This is a genomic window from Streptomyces sp. NBRC 110611, from assembly GCF_001590865.1.
In the GTDB taxonomy this organism is placed as follows: Bacteria; Actinomycetota; Actinomycetes; order Streptomycetales; family Streptomycetaceae; genus Streptomyces.
In genome coordinates, this window is sequence record NZ_BBUY01000011.1 from 147736 (window position 1) to 163502 (window position 15767).

A 15767-nucleotide genomic window follows, 5' to 3' on the forward strand; every position below is an offset into this window, starting at 1 on the left:
GTCCCTGGACGGACAGCTGCCCCACGGGGAGTCGGCGTCAGCCGGGCAGGAACTGCTGGCCCGCGTCGTAGATCAGCAGGCGGCGTTCGGGCCACAGCCGTGCCTCCGGGCTGATCAGGTGCGGGCGCAGGGTGCCGTCGTGCATCAGGTGCAGCACCCGGACCTGACGGGCGAGGACCAGGAAGTCGGCGATCATTTTGCGGTGGCAGCGCCACCACACGGACTCGGCGCACATCACCGCGGTGCGCTCCGCGGCGGCGTCGGCGAGCAGGTCGTCGACCGCGGTGAGGAACTCCGGGGAGCGCATATGTGCGGCGTATCCGGCGAAGGCCCGGTTGCGCAGCGCGGTGTCGGGCGTGTCCGGCCGCGCCGTCCGCCGTCCGCCGAGCCGCTGCTCCCATCGGTAGGCGATACCGGCCTGCGGCAGCCACTGCTCCATGAGGTGGCGTCCGGCGTCAGGGTTGTACCGGCTGCCGGGTGCCCTGCGCACGTCTACCAGGCGGTGCACCTCGGCCGACCGCAGCAAGCGCGTCATCTCTGTGGCATCGGCCGTGCCATGGCCGAACGTCAGCAGGTGCACGGGAGCACCGGCCCCGGCAGTGCGCCGCGACGCGGCACCAGCGGCATCAGGGGCATCGGCAGGCCGGTCTTGGTCTTCACACCGAGCCATGGACAGTGGCTCCTCTCCGTCCTGTGCCACGTTCCCCTGCGGGTCCACCAGGACGCGCCCAGGACGGCGGATCCGTCCGGTGTCACAGTGGGAAGTGTGATGTCGTCGAAGGGGCTGACCATGTGCGTTCCGGGGATTCTGCTGCTCGCTGCGGCCCGGGCGTTTCCGGCGGGACGGTGACCATGGCAGCGACCAGGGCGTTGGCGGAGTACCACCGTAAACGTGACTTCGCGAAGACCGGGGAGCCGAAGGGTGACCGGGCCGGCACCTCTCGTGACCGTCCGTGCTTCGTGGTGCAGATCCACGATGCCAGCACACTCCACTTCGACTTCCGCCTGGAGGCGGACGGAGTACTGAAGTCGTGGTCGGTGCCCAAGGGGCCCTCGGACGATCCGCACGACAAGCGACTGGCCGTGCCGACGGAGGACCACCCGCTGGCGTACCGGGACTTCGAAGGGATCATCGCCGAGGGCGAGTACGGCGCCGGCACCGTCATCATCTGGGACGAGGGCACCTACCGAAACCTCACCACCGACCGTCACGGCGAGGAGGTCGGCCTCGCCGACGCCCTGGAGAAGGGGCACGCGTCGTTCCGGCTCGACGGATCCAAGCTGCACGGCGACTACGCGCTCACCAGGATCCGAACGGGCCAGGCCGGCGACCGTGCCGCCTGGCTGCTGGTGAAGCACGACGGCAAGCGCGCCGCCGCCCACGGCACGCCCGACCCCCGCCGCGCGCGGTCGGTGCGCAGCGGGCGCACGCTGAAACAGCTCGCGGCCGAAGCTCCGGGAGACCGCACGTGAGGGCGGGATTCCTCGACCGCGTGCCGGAGCGGCAACGGCAGCTGCTCCGCCACGCACCGCGCGCCCGGTCGACCGGGCCGCCGATGCTGGCCGTCCTCAGCGACCGCCGCGCCTTCGACGACGGTTGGCTCTTCGAGCGGAAGCTGGACGGTGTCCGGGCCCTGGCCCGGCGCGACACCGACAAGGTGCGCCTGACGTCCCGGAGCGGCAAGCCGCTGAACGCCACCTACCCCGAACTCGTCGACGCGCTGGCCGCACAGGACTGCGAGGACTTCACCGTGGACGGTGAGATCGTCGCGCTGAGCCACGGCCGCACGGACTTCTCCCTGCTGCAGCAGCGGATGGGGCTGACGGATCCGGCCGCTGTCCGGGCCAGCCGCGTCGCGGTCCACTACTACCTCTTCGACCTCCTCCGCCTGGACGGTTACGACATCACCGGGCTGCCGCTGCGCACCCGCAAGGCGCTGCTGCGTGACGCCCTGGAATTCCGCGCTCCGTTGCGGTTCACGCCGCACCGCAATCAGGGCGGCCAGGACCTGCTGGACCAGGCATGTGCCCGTGACTGGGAGGGGCTGATCGCCAAACGCGCCGGCGACGCCTACGTCCGCAAGCGCTCCACCAGCTGGCTGAAGCTCAAATGCAGCGCAGGGCAGGAGTTCGTCATCGGCGGCTTCACCGAACCGGCCGGCAGCCGTGTGGGGTTCGGGGCCCTGCTGGTGGGCTACTACCAGGACGGCCGGCTGCGGTATGCGGGCAAGGTCGGCACCGGCTACGACACCGCCACCCTCGTCGAGCTGCGCCGCCGCCTCGACGGCCTGGTCCGGTCCCGCTGTCCGTTCGTCGACGAGGTCGGCGAACGGACGGCGCACTGGGTGCGGCCCAGGCTGGTCGGCCAGTTCGACTTCACCGAGTGGACCCGGGCCGGCCGGCTGCGTCACCCGCGCTTCCTGGGGCTGCGCGACGACAAGCACGCCACCGACGTGATCCGCGAGCGGCCGGCCGGAGGGACGTCATGAGCGCCGCAACGAGCCCCGCACGGAAGTTGCGGGCCGGACGCCGCACCGTGGAGATCAACCGCCCGGACAAGGTGCTCTTCCCCCGGGACGGCCTCACCAAGGCCGACCTGGCCGAGTACTACCGCAGCGCCGCCCGGGCGATGCTGCCGCACCTGCGCGGCCGCCCGCTGATGCTGGAGCGCCACCCCGACGGAATCGACGGCGAGGGCTTCATGCAGAAGGACGTGCCGGACTACTTCCCCGACTGGGTGCACACGGCCGAGCTGCCCAAGGAGGACGGCAGTGTCACCCACGTACTCTGCGACGACACGGCCACCCTGCTCTACCTCGCCGACCAGGCGTGCATCACACCGCACCGCTGGCTGGCGAAGGCCGACCGCCCCGACTGCCCCGACCGCCTGGTGTTCGACCTGGACCCGCCCGCCGACGACTTCGCCCCGGTACGGGAGGCCGCCGGCCTGCTGCATGACCTCCTGGACGAACTGCGCCTGCCCAGCGCCCTGATGACCACCGGATCCCGGGGCCTGCACGTCCTGGTCCCGCTGGACCGTCGCACGCCCTTCGACGATGTCCGTGCCTTCGCCCGCGATGCCGCCGAGCTGCTCGCCGGCCGGCACCCCGACCGCCTCACCACCGAACCCAGGAAGGACGCCCGGCGCCACCGGCTCTACCTCGACGTACAGCGCAACGCCTACGCCCAGACCGCCGTCGCACCGTACGCCGTGCGCGCACTGCCGGGCGCCCCCATCGCCACACCACTGGCCTGGCCGGAACTGGATGAACCCGGCCTCGCCGCGCAACGGTGGACGCTGGAGACGATCGGCGAGCGCCTGCACGACAACCCTTGGCGGGACAGCCTGCGGCGCGGCCGTTCCCTCACCCCCGCCCGCCGCCGCCTGGCGCGCCTGTGCCGCGCCGGGTGACCGCCTGCCCCATGGGAAGTGCGGCCGAACGGCCGTCCGGTGTCGGCGGACATGAGGCTGTTGGGGCAGACCTTGGGGGCAGACCACGGTCTGCTGCCGCGTGGCGCGCGTCCCGCACAGGGAATCGGAGGCACCATCACCACAGGACAGCCGCACAGCTCGGGATACGGCAGGGACGTCATGCCAGAGCCGACCTCGGACCGCAGGGCAGCCGCCGAACGCTTCTCACGGCGCGACGAGGCACGTCCCGGCTCCGCCGGGCAGCGGTACGACGCGGGCCCCTACGTGCCCCGGCGCGGAGGAATCGCGGCTCTTCGGCGTGCCGCGGAGGACTGCCAGGGCTGCCCGCTGTACCAGGACGCTTCGCAAACCGTGTTCGGAGCGGGCGATGCCTCGGCCCGCGCCATGTTCGTCGGCGAGCAGCCGGGTGACCAGGAGGACCGCCAGGGCGAGCCGTTCGTCGGGCCGGCCGGCGGTCTGCTGAAGAAGGCGATGCGGGAGGCCGGCCTCGACGTGGATCAGGCGTACTTCACCAACGCGGTGAAGCATTTCAAGTTCACCCTCGCGACGAAGGGCAAGCGTCGGATCCACAAGCCCCCCAGCCTGCGGGAGATGTCGGCCTGCCGTCCTTGGCTGACTGCCGAGTTGCGCCTGGTCGGCCCGGAGGTGGTGGTGGCGCTCGGGGCTACCGCCGGCAAGGCGCTGCTGGGGCCGTCGTTCCGGGTGACGAAGGACCGGGGCGCGCTCATCCCCCTGCCGGAGGAGCACGAACCGGGAGGCAGGAGGACAGGTCAGGCAGGCGAAGGGGGGTATGTCGTGGCGACGGTCCACCCGGCGGCGATTCTGCGTGCCGAGGACCGGAGGAAACCGTATGAGGGGTTGGTGTCGGATCTGCGGGTGGCTGCCGGGGCACTGGCCCGGTAGCCGGCCTCTGCTTCCGGTGCCCCGTCCGTGGGGCTTCGTCGCGGCTCCGCGCGCGCCTGTCGGGGAATCGGGGTACGGAGGGAACATGCAACGCATCACGGCGATGGTGGGCGGCTGCCCGATGGTGGCCTGGCGACGTGCCGGGCGGCGTCCCTCGGTGGTCTGCCTCCACGGCGCCGGAGTGTCCAGCAGGGAGTTCCAGCCGTTCGTCGAGGTGCTGGGCCGTGACCGTGACGCGTGGACCGTCGATCTCCCCGGGTTCGGCGCCAGTGGCAGGCCTCCGCACCCGCTCGTCCTGCGGGCGCTGGCCGACGCGGTCGTCGAGTGGCTGGCCGCTGTCGACCTGGACCAGGCCGTACTTCTCGGGGGTTCGTTCGGCTGTCAGGTGGCCGTCGACGCCGCTGTCCGGCACCCGGACCGTATCGCGGGCCTGGTGCTGGTGGGACCGACCGTCGACCCCGCGGCGCGCAGCTTCGCCCGCCAACTGCTGCGCTGGATGCGCAATTCCCCGCACGAGCGGCTCTCGATGGCACCGCTCAACCTCGCCGACTACCGCGACGCGGGCCTGCGCCGCGTCGTCGGCGCCTTCGTCGAAACGCTGCGTGACCGTATGGAGGACAAGCTGCCGAGTGTCACCGTGCCGACGTTGGTGGTCCGAGGGGCGAGGGACCGGATGGTCCCCCAGGACTGGGCGGAGGAGGTGACCCGGCTGCTTCCCGCAGGCCGGCTGGCGGTGGTACCCGACGCCGGCCACATGGTTCCCTACCGGCGGCCGCATGCGCTGGCAGGCCTCGTCGACGATTTCCTCACCCACGAATGCGAGGGCGGCGGGGCGGGCGACGGAACACGGCCGGGGGACAGGAGGGCAGCGGGATGAAGGCGTCCAGCGCCGTCGCCGCGTTCGACTCGGCCACCGGCATGCTGCGCGCCCTGTCCCGTTTCCACACGGGCCGGGACGTGCCGGCCATCGGCCAGGTCCCGGCCGCACTCGAGCTGCCGATGTCCGGACTGCTCGGCGCTGTGAACCGGCTGCCGGTCAAGGCCAGGGAGTGGGTGTACGCGGCGAGCGGCTGGGCCGAGGCCATCCCGCTGCGCAGGGTCGGCGATGTGCGTGCGGATGATCTCGCCACATGGGTCACCCGTCACTACCCCCGCCGCCGCTATCCCGTGATCTTCGTCGGGTCCGCCAACGGCGCACTGGTCCACCTCGCCGCCGCGCTCGACGCGGCGTGGCTGCCGCAGACGCTTCTGCTGCCCGTGCGCCGCCGTGGCGTTTCCCCGGACGATCCATGTGGCGACCTCGCCGCGGTGGAGGGGGCAGGCCGAGCGCTGCTCGCCGCCAACCCCGACTTCGTACTGCATCACATGCACGACCCCAACCAGGACCGGCTCATGATCGCCGGAATGACGTACTTCCGGGCCAAGTGGTGCCGGCTGCCCGAGGCGTACCGCCGGTTCATCCGCCACCACCTCGCCCCCGGCGGCAGGATCGTCGCCGTCGACTGCACCTTGACCTGGCCCACCACCAGGGTCGATGACCGGTATGTGTTCCAGTTCGGTGCGCTCGGCGACGCGACACCGGAGGAGTACCGCCGGGGCGGTCCTCGCGTCACCGACCTGCTCGCCCGCTACGGCGCCACAGCGCGCCGCTGGGACCCGCCCGCCGCCGACGGCGAGAGTCCCGAGGCGGAGTGGGGCATGCAGCCGGCGCTGCTCGACGACCTCTCCTCCTTCGCCGAGCGGCACCGGCTCGACCTGGACCTCCTGCGCTTCGACACCCCACAACGTCTCAGCCCTGCCGTCGCCGACCTCTACCGCTCCTGGTACGCGGGCCGGAACCTGCCCGCCGACCGCCTCCTCGTCGAGTCGTTCCTGCTGCTCGACCCCTGGCAGGCGCTGCGCACCGGCTCGGTGCCGTACTGGGCCGTCTTCGGCACCGAGACGTTCCGCGCGGGCCTCGAGGCGTACTTGGATTCCACCGATCCGTATGACGAGATCCGCGTCCTGCTGTTCAACCACGGCACCGAATCCATCGGCCTGGCCAGTGCGGACGACTGGCGGCGCACGGCCGCTCGGGCCCGCAAGATCGGTGTGCTGACCGGCATGGACGCCACCGCCTACCCACGCGACTTCGCCAGCCTGGTCCGCGCGCATCGCGAGCTGCGCAAGATCCGCACCCGCTATCCGATGCCGTTGCCGCTGGACACGGCAGACGCCGCCGCCGTTCTGACGAACCGTGACGAGGTCATCTGGCGGCCGGCCAGGTGACCGCCGGACCCAGGTGCGCGCCGGCTCGGGTGCGGGCAGCAGCACTTGCCCCGCTCGTAGTGGAGGACCAGAGTGAAAGGGAGGCCTCGTGGCGAGCCGTGCCTGAGGGAGTGCGGTCATGAAACGCTCACGCACGGGAACCGAACCGGTCACTGCCCGCAGTGCGCTACGGCTCCGGCTGATCCTCGCGTCCGGCGCCCTGGTGGTCTTCGCCACGGGAACCATCCGCTTCGCGAGCTGGGCGCGCGCCTCCCAGCCGAACGATTCACCCGGTCCCACCGTCCTTCTCGCCCTCTCCGTCGTCTGCGGTGTGCTCGCCCTCGTCGCGGCACTGGACCTCGTCGTCATCCTGCGCCGCTGCCGCCGCGAGCAGCGTCCGGGCGGATGAGGGGCTGTTCGAGCGGCAGGGCCGGGCTCGTCGGGCGATGATGGAGTACGAAGACGTGTGCGTCCGCGCGAAGGCGGACGGCACGTGTCCGCGCTTCGGGACACCTGCTTCGACAGACAGCCTCGTCCCGCCCAGTGGGTTGAGTCGTTCATGTCTTGGAGGCTCAAGATGTATACGACCAGGACAGCAGTGGCGGTAGGTCTGATGGGCGTCGCCGCACTGGTGTTTTCGGCTCCGGCCGTGGTGCCCGCCGAACAGAGCGCGGCCGCGGCCCCCAGCGTGGTCTGCGGAACGGAGCGTGTCTCCGGGCTCGCTGTGATGGCCGACGAAGCCGTGCCGTGTTCCACCGCGCTCCAGGTGGCGAGTGCCTACACCAAGGTGTGGAAGAGCGCCGGTGACTCAGGTGTCCTGGTCCGTGTCGGGGATGCCACGTGGAGATGCCAGGAGCGGCAGGGCGATCCGAATCCGTACCAGAGATGTGTCAACACGGCCGACAGCGGCCAGTGGGTCACGCTCGTGTCGTAGCGGGGCCTGCCGGACGTCACTGGGGGCTGTTGGGTGATGGCACAGCCGACGATCAAGGGGGATCAGCTCATCCTCCGTCTGACGTGGTCGGAGAAGGTGGCCGCGAGGCGCGGCCGGGTGCGTGTGCCGCTCTCCGCTGTGCGCACCGCGGTGATCGAACCGGACTGGTGGCGTGCCCTCCGGGGGAGGTGCGGACGAGGCGTCTGGGCGCCCGGAGTGGTCTGCGTCGGCGTACGCCGGCACGTGGCCGGAAGGGATTTTGTGGCGGTACGGCCCGGTGCGCCGGTGCTGTGCATCGGGCTGCTGGCGCCCTCGCCCTTCCGGCTCCTCGTCGTCTCCGTACCGGATCCCGACGCCACGGCGGCCTGGCTGCGCAGTGTCGCACCGAACCTCGTCGCCGCTGCCGGCGGTGGGCTGTGGCGGTCGCTGCCCGTGCCCGAGGAGTCGCCGGAAGCGGGGAATGTAACGTGAGAAATACGCAGGAGCCGGGCGCCGGGGGAGCAGGTGTGCCCCGGGTTGTGTGGGGGCCGCGCAGACTCGACGGAGGAGGCCCACGATGGCTCGGATCGCGCTTCGTGACCCCGCCACGATGACCCCGCGCGAGCGGGAGCTCTACGACCTGTTCCCCATCAACCTGGTACGGGCCATGCTCGTCGCGGACCCCGATATCACCGAGGCTTTCCTGCGCCAGGGCAACGCACTGCAGAATGCGGCACTGAGCCCCGCCCTGCGGGAACTCACGATCCTGCGGGTCGCCGCCCTCACCGGCTGCGACTATGAGCGCCACCACCACGAGCCGCGGGCGAAACAGGTGGGCGTCCCCGACCAGGACATCGCCGCGGCCACGACCGGCGATCTCTCCGCCCTCGACCCCACGCAGGCCGCGCTGTTGCGCTACGCCGAGGAGTGCGTGACCCAGCAGAAGGCCGACGCCGCGACCTTCGAGGCCGCCCGCGCCGCGCTGGGTGAGGAAGGTACGGCGATCGCCACCATGCTCATCGGCCACTACGTCCTGAACGCGATCTTTGCGGAGAACCTCGAAGTCGACGTCGACCAGCGGCCACCCGACTGGTCCGCCGCTGACAACACGGGCCGCGCGCGGCGAGAGGAGAGGTGAGGCGTCGCAGTCGCCACGCCTCGTCGCGGCGGTTTGGCTTGCCGGTCGGTCGTCACCGATGCAGCCTGGAAACACCAGCGCGCGGTCGGACCCGACGTGTCGCCGCAGGTTCCACGACCGCAAGGGAGTACTGCGATGACCACGGTAAATGCCATCGGCGGCCCGGTGGACACGGCCGGCCTCGGACGCACCTACATGCACGAGCACATCTTCGTCTTCAACCCCGACATCCAGCAGAACTGGCCGCAGGCGTGGGGCAACACCGACGACCGGGTCGCGGATGCGGTCGGGCAGTTGCGTGAACTCGCCCAGCAGGGCGTGAAGACGATCGTCGAATGTACGGCGCCGGGCAACGGCCGCAACGTTCCGCTCATGCAGAAGGTCGCCAGGCAGGTGCCCGAACTCACCATCATCGTCTCGACCGGCCTGTACACCATCCGTGACCTGCCGCTCACGTTCTCCGCGCGCCCGGCGCTCCAGCGCCTGGGGATCGACCAACCCGAACCGCTCATCGACAACTGCGTCCGTGACATCAAGGAGGGCATCGCCGGCACCGGCGGCGTCAAGGCCGGACACCTCAAGTGCGCCATCGACGAATTCGGCCTGACCGAGGACATCGAGCGGGTGATGCGTGCCATGGCCGCAGTGCACCACCAGACGGGCGTCCCGATCACCGTGCACACCCACCCCGACTCCAAGACCGGGCTGGAGGTCAAGAGGGTGATCTGCGACGAAGAGGGAGTCGTTCCGCACCGCGTGGTGCTCGGACACAGTGGGGACACCACCTCGCTGGACCACCTGCGCGAGCTGGCCGACCACGGCTTCTGGCTCGGCTTCGACCGTTTCGGCGTCAACCTCCCTCCTGGCCATGGGCTTCCGACGTACGAGTCCCGCAACAAGACCCTGATCGAGATGTGCGACTTGGGGTACGCCGATCGCATCGTCCTGTCCCACGACGTGAACTGCTACATCGACTGGATCGACGAGAAGCTGCGCCACGCGCTGCTGCCCGACTGGAACTTCCTGCACCTCGGCAACCAGGTACTGCCGGACATCCGCAGAGGCGGCGTGACCGACGAGCAGATCAACACGATGCTCGTCGACAACCCACGCCGCATCTTCGAAGGGACTTGACGTCACGCTGGACTGGGGGAGGGGCGGGCCGGTGCGGCCCGCCCCGGTGGTGTGGGTCAGAAGGGCTTGGTGGGCAGGTACTTGCCGTCGAGGGTGATGACGGCGCGCTCGCCGCCGTCGGGGTCGGCGACCTTCTTCACATCGAGCTTGAAGTTGATCGCGGAGATGATGCCGTCGCCGAACTGCTCGTGGACCAGGGCCTTGAGGGTGGTGCCGTAGACCTGGAGTATCTCGTAGAAGCGGTAGATGGTCGGGTCGGTGGGGATGCCGCCGGGGATCGAGCCGCGGGAGGGGATGGTCTGGAGCAGCATCGCCGCGTCCTCGTCGAGGCTCAGCAGCTCGGCGACGGCCTTCGCGGACTGCTCGGGCAGGGGGTGCTGGCCGAGGACGGCGGCGGTGGTGAAGGCGACCGACAGGCCGGCCGTGTCGGCGATCTGCTGCCAGGTGAGGTCCTTGCGGGTCTTGGCTTCCACGGCCTGCGCGGCCAGGGCCTGGCGGGCGGCGGGGTCGAACTGGGCATGCACCATGAGAGGGCTCCTTTTCGGGGAGTGTCGTTCTTTCCGGGGGTGCCGTTCCGCGTGGGAAGAGGCGGAACGGCGGGTTCTTGGGGCAGGGGCGATGGCCCCGGCGTGCCGTGCTGCGGGTGGGCTGTGTCAACGCCTCGGGCAGCGCCCGGGCGGGGGCTCGGGCCGGACTTCGGTCAGGACGCGAGGGCGGTGACCGTGCCGGGCGCATCGAGCGCTTCGACGTGCCCGGTGGCGATGTCGAAGACCCAGCCGTGCAGTGTCACTTTCCGCTCCGCCAGCGCTTGGGCGACAGAAGGGTGGGTGGCCAGGTTCGCCAGCTGCGCGTACACGTTCTGGAGTACCAGGGCCCCGGTCTTCTCCGGGCCTGCTGCCAGGCCGGCGGTGCGGGCCAGGGCGGCGTCCGCGTGCCGCAGCCAGTCGGCGACCACCGGCGCGCCGCTGAGGTCGTGGCCTTCGGCCAGGGCGGTCATCGCGCCGCAGGCGGAGTGCCCGCAGACGACGATGTCGGTCACGCCGAGCACGGCGACGGCGTATTCGATGCTCGCCGTGACCCCGTTGGCGCAGGGGGTGTAGGCGGGGACGAGGTTTCCGGCGGTCCGGATGACGAAGAGCTCACCCGGCTCGCCCTGGGTGATCAGCTCCGGTACGACCCGGGCGTCCGAGCAGCCGATGAACAGCGTGTGCGGCCTGTGGTGCGCGGCCAGGCGGGCGAAGAGGTCCGCCTTGGCCGGGAAGACGTCCTGCTGGAAACGGGCGATGCCGTCGGCGAGGTCGGGCATGGGTCACTCCTTCGGTGGCTGCCGGCTCTGGGGCCAACACAGTCAACGGTGCATGACCTGTGCCTATAGTGTCCAACAGTTACTGGCCATGATTCCTATTGCTGACATCTATAGCTTCGGAGCTTCGGGTTTCTGATGCGGCTCGCTGGTCCGTCCGGAGCTGCGTCACCCGCGCTGTCTGCTCGCCGCGGCCTCCGGTATCTCTGGCATTTCCCCCAGTCTTTCTCGCTCAGGATGGTGGCGCGCGGCGGCTGGGGCTGAAGGAAAGGGCCTGCGATCCCCACGGGGACGTCGTCGTGGAACAGCCCTGCGGGGAAGAATCCTGTCGGCGAAGGTCGGGGTACGAGCAGCGTGTTCAACAACCAGCAGAACCCACAGAATCAGCATCTGTCACGGCGACGCCTGCTCGGACTGGCCGCGCTCGGCGGCGCCGCCGTCGCCGGAATGACCACGATTTCCGCTGCCCCGCGAGCCGCGGCCGCCGACCGGCGCGCTCCACAGGCCGGCAGCGGCTCGTTCGTACCGGCCGTGGTGATCGGTACGGGATACGGCGCCGCGGTGTCCGCGCTGCGGCTCGGCGAGGCCGGAATTCCCACGCTCATGCTGGAAATGGGCCAGTTGTGGAACAAGCCCGCCGACGACGGCAACGTCTTCTGCGGAATGCTCGCGCCCGACCGCCGCTCCAGCTGGTTCAAGTCGCGCACCGAGGCCCCGCTGGGCTCGTTCCTGTGGCTGGATCTGATCAACCGGGACATCGACCCGTACGCGGGCGTGCTGGACAAGGTGCACTTCGACCAGATGTCGGTGTACGTGGGGCGGGGAGTGGGCGGCGGCTCGCTGGTCAACGGCGGTATGGCCGTCGTGCCGAAGCGCTCGTACTTCGAGGAGGTCCTCCCGCGGGTGGACGCCGCGGAGATGTACGACCGGTACTTCCCGCGCGCCAACTCCATGCTCAAGGTGAACCACATCGACAAGGGCTGGTTCGAGGAGACGGAGTGGTACAAGTTCGCGCGGGTCTCGCGCGAACAGGCGGGCAAGGCGGGGCTGGGCACCGCCTTCGTCCCCAATGTCTACGACTTCGGCTACATGCGGCGCGAGGCGGCCGGTGAGGTGCCCAAGTCCGCGCTGGCGGGCGAGGTCATCTACGGCAACAACCACGGCAAACAGAGCCTGGACAAGACCTACTTGGCCGCCGCGCTCGGCACCGGCAAGGTCACCATCGAGACCCTGCACCAGGTCAAGGCGATCCGTCAGCAGCCGGACGGCAGCTATGTGCTGTCCGTGGACCAGATCGACGCCGACGGCAAGACCGTCGGACACAAGGAGATCGCCTGCCGTCACCTGTTCCTCGGAGCCGGCAGCCTCGGCTCCACCGAGCTGCTGGTCCGCGCCCGGGACACCGGAACACTGCCCGACCTCAATGCCGAGGTCGGCGCGGGCTGGGGCCCCAACGGCAACATCATGACCGGCCGGGCCAATCACCTCTGGCACCCCACCGGGGCCCACCAGTCGTCGATCCCCGCCCTGGGCATCGACGACTGGGACAACCCCGCCGCCCCGGTCTTCGCGGAGATCGCGCCGATGCCGGCCGGCCTGGAGACCTGGGTCAGCCTCTATCTGGCGATCACCAAGAACCCCGAGCGCGGCACCTTCGTCTACGACAAGGCCGCCGACCGGGTCGCGCTGCGCTGGACCCGGGACCAGAACACACCCGCGGTCAACGCCGCGAAGTCGCTCTTCGACCGCATCAACAAGGCCAACACGACGATGTACCGCTACGACTTGTTCGGGCCGCAGCTGAAGAACTTCTCCGACGACTTCAGCTACCACCCGCTCGGTGGCTGCGTCCTTGGCAAGGCCACCGACCTCTATGGCCGGGTCGCTGGTTACCGCAACCTCTATGTCACGGACGGCGCACTCGTACCGGGGTCCATCGGAGTCAACCCCTTCGTGACCATCACAGCGCTGGCCGAGCGGAATATCGAGCGGATCATCGCGGAGGACGTCAGGGCCGCGCAATAGCGGCCGCTGCCGCTATCCCGGCCTCCGCCGCCCGCCGCTTCCGCCGTTCCGGTGCGTGCTTGCCGGACTCCGTCTGTCATCGCTGAAAGGACATCAATGGACGCCGCCCGACGGCCGATCCTCTTCGTCAGTCTTCCGGAGAGCGGTCTGGTCAATCCGTTGCTGGTGCTCGCCGAGGAGCTCTCCCGCCAGAAGGTGCCGGATCTCTGGTTCGCCACCGATGAGCCGCGGCGCGGGGACGTGAAGAAGATCGGGGTGGGGTCCCCGGTGGAGTTCGCCTCGCTGGGTGAGGTGGTCACCGAGTTATCGGCGGTGACGTGGGATGACGCGGTCTATCGCGAGGTCACGCAGTCCTCGCGCTTCAAGGCGCATCGTGCGGTGGTCCGGCATTCCTTCAAGCCCGGACGGCACGAGGAGAAATTCCGCAAGCTGGCGGCCGTTGTCGACGAGGTGCGGCCGGCGCTGATGGTCATCGACTGCATCAGCTCCTTCGCGATCGAGCTGGCGATGGCCCGCAGGATTCCGTTCGTACTGAGCGTTCCGTTTGTGCCGAGCAATGTGCTGACGTCGTTCATCCCCTTTTCCAAGGGTTACACCCCGCGGGACTTCCCGGTGCCGCACACGGGGCTGCCGTATCCGATGACTTTCGCGCAGCGGGTGACCAATACGCTCTTCAAGTGGTGGAACGTGGCGATGTTCTGCACGCCCGAGATGAGCAAGGCGGTGGCGGAGGAGAACCGGCGGCGTCAGGCGCACGGGCTCGGAAAGCTCAGTCTGATGGCAAGGATCGAGTACGCCGATCTGGTGCTGTGCAATTCGATCGCCGAGCTCGACTACCCCTTTGACATTCCGGAGAAGGTGCGGCTGGTCGGTGCGATGGTGCCGCCGCTGCCGGAGGGCCGGCAGGACGACGATCTTTCGCGATGGCTGGACGAACAGCCCTCGGTCGTCTACGCGGGGTTCGGAACGATCACCCGGCTCACCCGGGAGCAGGTCCGCTCCATGGTGGAGGTCGCCCGTCGGCTCGAGGGGCGGCATCAGGTGCTGTGGAAGCTGCCCTCGGAACAGCAGCATCTGCTGCCGCCGAAGGAGTCGTTGCCGGAGAACCTCCGGATCGAGAGCTGGGTTCCGTCGCAACTGGACGTGCTGGCCCATCCGAACGTGAAGGTGTTCTTCACCCATGCCGGCGGCAATGGCTACAACGAGGGCGTGTACTTCGGAAAGCCGCTCGTGGTACGGCCGTTGTGGGTGGACTGTTACGACCAGGCCGTACGGGGCCGGGACTTCGGCATCAGCCTGACCCTCGACCGGCCGCGCGACATGAACGTCGATGACGTGCTCGACAAGCTCACGCGGGTGCTGGAGACCCCTTCCTTCCGCGAGAACGCGGAGCGGCTCGGTGCCCTGCAGCGTGCGGCCGGCGGGCGGGAGACCGCTGCCGGGCTGATCCTCGGACATCCGGCCCTGGCGTAAGGACGCACCGGCATTCACGTCCGTGCGGGGACGTACACGGACGTAGGCAGACGTACATGGACGTACACGCGAACGTACACGCACGTACGAGGACTACGAGGAAGACAAGGGAGAGGCAGCGGATGTCGTTCAAGTACCCAGTGTCCAGGCCCGCTCTGGACGGCAGCGAGCTGGAGTATCTGACCAGTGCCGTCAGCGACGGCTGGATATCGTCCCAGGGCCCGATGGTCCAGCGTTTCGAGCGCGCCTTCGCGGATTACAACGGCGTCGCGCATGGCGTGTCCTGTTCCTCCGGGACCGCAGCGCTCACGCTGGCCCTGCGGGCCTTGGGTATCGGTCCCGGTGACGAGGTGATCGTCCCGGAGTTCACCATGATCGCCTCGGCGTGGGCGGTCACCTACACCGGCGCGACGCCCGTGTTCGTCGACTGCGGGGACGACCTCAACATCGATGTCACCGGCATCGAGGAGAAGATCACCGCACGGACCAAGGCCATCATGCCCGTCCACATCTACGGCCGCCGCTGTGACATGGACGCGATCATGGACATCGCGTACCAGTACAATCTGCGGGTCGTGGAGGACAGCGCCGAGGCCCACGGCATCCGCCCGGTCGGCGACATCGCGTGCTATTCCCTGTTCGCCAACAAGATTATTACGGCCGGTGAGGGCGGCATCTGCCTCACCGGCAACCCGGAGCTGGCCGGGCAGTTGGCGCATCTGCGGGCCATGGCCTTCACCAAGGACCACAGTTTCCTGCACAAGAAGGTCGCCTACAACTTCCGTATGACGGCGATGCAGGCCGCCGTCGCGCTCGCCCAGACCGAGCGCCTGGACGACATCCTCGCAACGCGGCGTGAGATCGAGCGGCGCTATGACGAGGGGCTCGCCGGTGTTCCCGGCGTCACGCTGATGCCGCCGCGGGACGTGCTGTGGATGTACGACCTGCGGGCCGAACGCCGCGAGGAGCTGCGGGAGTTCCTGGCCGGGGAGTCCATCGAGACCCGGCTGTTCTTCAAGCCGATGAGCCGGCAGCCCATGTACTTCCACCCCGACTGGCCCTCGCTCAGGGCGAGCACCTTCGCCGAGGACGGGCTGTACCTGCCCACCCACACCGAACTGACCGCAGCGGACCAGGAGTTCGTGATCGACCGGGTCCGGGCGTTCTACGGGGCCGGCTGACCGGCTCGTCCGAGAGG

At 69.5% G+C, this 15767-nt stretch carries 17 protein-coding genes; 14 read left to right on the top strand and 3 right to left on the bottom strand.

Going from position 1 to position 15767, the window contains the following annotated elements; all coding sequences use genetic code 11:
* Window positions 1-37: 37 nt before the first annotated feature.
* On the bottom strand, window positions 38-535 hold the full coding sequence (locus AZE13_RS22590) for a DUF488 family protein (protein WP_258527928.1): 498 nt from the start codon (window positions 533-535) through the stop codon (window positions 38-40).
* Window positions 536-852: 317 nt separating this feature from the next.
* On the opposite strand from AZE13_RS22590, the gene AZE13_RS22595 reads away from it, so the two are divergent.
* The 11 genes from AZE13_RS22595 to AZE13_RS22645 all read left to right on the top strand — a co-directional run bounded on the left by AZE13_RS22595 (window position 853) and on the right by AZE13_RS22645 (window position 9768).
* The gene (locus AZE13_RS22595; protein ID WP_066934923.1) at window positions 853-1473 is read left to right on the top strand and encodes a DNA polymerase ligase N-terminal domain-containing protein; all 621 of its coding nucleotides are present in this window, start codon (window positions 853-855) and stop codon (window positions 1471-1473) included.
* Window positions 1470-2489 carry a non-homologous end-joining DNA ligase gene (gene ligD, locus AZE13_RS22600; RefSeq protein ID WP_066934927.1) on the top strand — a complete coding sequence of 340 codons (1020 nt, stop codon included), beginning with the start codon at window positions 1470-1472 and terminating at the stop codon, window positions 2487-2489. Before AZE13_RS22595 ends, ligD (AZE13_RS22600) begins: the two co-directional genes overlap by 4 nt.
* Entirely contained in the window at window positions 2486-3412 is a 927-nt protein-coding gene (gene ligD, locus AZE13_RS22605; protein ID WP_066934930.1) for a non-homologous end-joining DNA ligase, read from the top strand. The genes ligD (AZE13_RS22600) and ligD (AZE13_RS22605) overlap by 4 nt, the downstream gene beginning before the upstream one ends.
* Window positions 3413-3592: 180 nt before the next feature.
* Window positions 3593-4336: a UdgX family uracil-DNA binding protein gene (locus tag AZE13_RS22610; RefSeq protein WP_079124279.1), complete on the top strand. Its 744-nt coding sequence runs from the start codon at window positions 3593-3595 to the stop codon at window positions 4334-4336.
* An 85-nt stretch (window positions 4337-4421) separates the two neighbouring features.
* The gene (locus tag AZE13_RS22615) at window positions 4422-5213 is read left to right on the top strand and encodes an alpha/beta fold hydrolase (protein ID WP_066934933.1); all 792 of its coding nucleotides are present in this window, start codon (window positions 4422-4424) and stop codon (window positions 5211-5213) included.
* Window positions 5210-6604, top strand: a complete 1395-nt coding sequence (locus AZE13_RS22620) for a hypothetical protein (RefSeq protein ID WP_066934936.1) — start codon at window positions 5210-5212, stop codon at window positions 6602-6604. Before AZE13_RS22615 ends, AZE13_RS22620 begins: the two co-directional genes overlap by 4 nt.
* Before the next feature lie 118 nt (window positions 6605-6722).
* Entirely contained in the window at window positions 6723-6992 is a 270-nt protein-coding gene (locus tag AZE13_RS22625; RefSeq protein ID WP_066934938.1) for a DUF6343 family protein, read from the top strand.
* 168 nt (window positions 6993-7160) lie between these two features.
* Window positions 7161-7517, top strand: a complete 357-nt coding sequence (locus AZE13_RS22630; protein WP_066935057.1) for a hypothetical protein — start codon at window positions 7161-7163, stop codon at window positions 7515-7517.
* Window positions 7518-7553: 36 nt separating this feature from the next.
* On the top strand, window positions 7554-7988 hold the full coding sequence (locus AZE13_RS22635) for a hypothetical protein (RefSeq protein WP_066934941.1): 435 nt from the start codon (window positions 7554-7556) through the stop codon (window positions 7986-7988).
* Between the two features lie 85 nt (window positions 7989-8073).
* Window positions 8074-8634, top strand: a complete 561-nt coding sequence (locus AZE13_RS22640) for a carboxymuconolactone decarboxylase family protein (RefSeq protein WP_066934944.1) — start codon at window positions 8074-8076, stop codon at window positions 8632-8634.
* A gap of 135 nt (window positions 8635-8769) precedes the next feature.
* Window positions 8770-9768, top strand: coding sequence for a phosphotriesterase (locus AZE13_RS22645; RefSeq protein WP_066934946.1), 999 nt, complete (start codon window positions 8770-8772; stop codon window positions 9766-9768).
* 56 nt (window positions 9769-9824) lie between these two features.
* Here AZE13_RS22645 and cynS read toward each other — a convergent pair whose 3' ends face one another.
* Entirely contained in the window at window positions 9825-10295 is a 471-nt protein-coding gene (gene cynS, locus AZE13_RS22650; protein WP_066934948.1) for a cyanase, read from the bottom strand.
* A 173-nt stretch (window positions 10296-10468) separates the two neighbouring features.
* Window positions 10469-11074, bottom strand: a complete 606-nt coding sequence (locus tag AZE13_RS22655; protein ID WP_066934951.1) for a carbonic anhydrase — start codon at window positions 11072-11074, stop codon at window positions 10469-10471.
* A gap of 444 nt (window positions 11075-11518) precedes the next feature.
* Here AZE13_RS22655 and AZE13_RS22660 point away from each other — a divergent pair, with 444 nt between their 5' ends.
* The 3 genes from AZE13_RS22660 (at window position 11519) to AZE13_RS22670 (ending at window position 15750) form a co-directional block, all read left to right on the top strand.
* On the top strand, window positions 11519-13096 hold the full coding sequence (locus AZE13_RS22660) for a GMC oxidoreductase (protein ID WP_398780200.1): 1578 nt from the start codon (window positions 11519-11521) through the stop codon (window positions 13094-13096).
* Window positions 13097-13192: 96 nt separating this feature from the next.
* Complete coding sequence (locus tag AZE13_RS22665) at window positions 13193-14569, top strand: glycosyltransferase (protein WP_066934955.1); 1377 nt, start codon at window positions 13193-13195, stop codon at window positions 14567-14569.
* A 122-nt stretch (window positions 14570-14691) separates the two neighbouring features.
* The gene (locus tag AZE13_RS22670; protein ID WP_066934958.1) at window positions 14692-15750 is read left to right on the top strand and encodes a DegT/DnrJ/EryC1/StrS family aminotransferase; all 1059 of its coding nucleotides are present in this window, start codon (window positions 14692-14694) and stop codon (window positions 15748-15750) included.
* The last annotated feature ends 17 nt before the right edge of the window (window positions 15751-15767 follow it).

What these genes read in the sequence shown, in the direction of transcription:
- AZE13_RS22590 (WP_258527928.1), bottom strand. Translation starts at nt 535, where the DNA reads ATGACGCGCTTGCTGCGGTCGGCCGAGGTGCACCGCCTGGTAGACGTG.
- AZE13_RS22595 (WP_066934923.1), top strand. Translation starts at nt 853, where the DNA reads ATGGCAGCGACCAGGGCGTTGGCGGAGTACCACCGTAAACGTGACTTC.
- ligD (WP_066934930.1), top strand. Translation starts at nt 2,486, where the DNA reads ATGAGCGCCGCAACGAGCCCCGCACGGAAGTTGCGGGCCGGACGCCGC.
- AZE13_RS22610 (WP_079124279.1), top strand. Translation starts at nt 3,593, where the DNA reads ATGCCAGAGCCGACCTCGGACCGCAGGGCAGCCGCCGAACGCTTCTCA.
- AZE13_RS22615 (WP_066934933.1), top strand. Translation starts at nt 4,422, where the DNA reads ATGCAACGCATCACGGCGATGGTGGGCGGCTGCCCGATGGTGGCCTGG.
- AZE13_RS22620 (WP_066934936.1), top strand. Translation starts at nt 5,210, where the DNA reads ATGAAGGCGTCCAGCGCCGTCGCCGCGTTCGACTCGGCCACCGGCATG.
- AZE13_RS22625 (WP_066934938.1), top strand. Translation starts at nt 6,723, where the DNA reads ATGAAACGCTCACGCACGGGAACCGAACCGGTCACTGCCCGCAGTGCG.
- AZE13_RS22630 (WP_066935057.1), top strand. Translation starts at nt 7,161, where the DNA reads ATGTATACGACCAGGACAGCAGTGGCGGTAGGTCTGATGGGCGTCGCC.
- AZE13_RS22635 (WP_066934941.1), top strand. Translation starts at nt 7,554, where the DNA reads ATGGCACAGCCGACGATCAAGGGGGATCAGCTCATCCTCCGTCTGACG.
- AZE13_RS22640 (WP_066934944.1), top strand. Translation starts at nt 8,074, where the DNA reads ATGGCTCGGATCGCGCTTCGTGACCCCGCCACGATGACCCCGCGCGAG.
- AZE13_RS22645 (WP_066934946.1), top strand. Translation starts at nt 8,770, where the DNA reads ATGACCACGGTAAATGCCATCGGCGGCCCGGTGGACACGGCCGGCCTC.
- cynS (WP_066934948.1), bottom strand. Translation starts at nt 10,295, where the DNA reads ATGGTGCATGCCCAGTTCGACCCCGCCGCCCGCCAGGCCCTGGCCGCG.
- AZE13_RS22655 (WP_066934951.1), bottom strand. Translation starts at nt 11,074, where the DNA reads ATGCCCGACCTCGCCGACGGCATCGCCCGTTTCCAGCAGGACGTCTTC.
- AZE13_RS22660 (WP_398780200.1), top strand. Translation starts at nt 11,519, where the DNA reads ATGACCACGATTTCCGCTGCCCCGCGAGCCGCGGCCGCCGACCGGCGC.
- AZE13_RS22665 (WP_066934955.1), top strand. Translation starts at nt 13,193, where the DNA reads ATGGACGCCGCCCGACGGCCGATCCTCTTCGTCAGTCTTCCGGAGAGC.
- AZE13_RS22670 (WP_066934958.1), top strand. Translation starts at nt 14,692, where the DNA reads ATGTCGTTCAAGTACCCAGTGTCCAGGCCCGCTCTGGACGGCAGCGAG.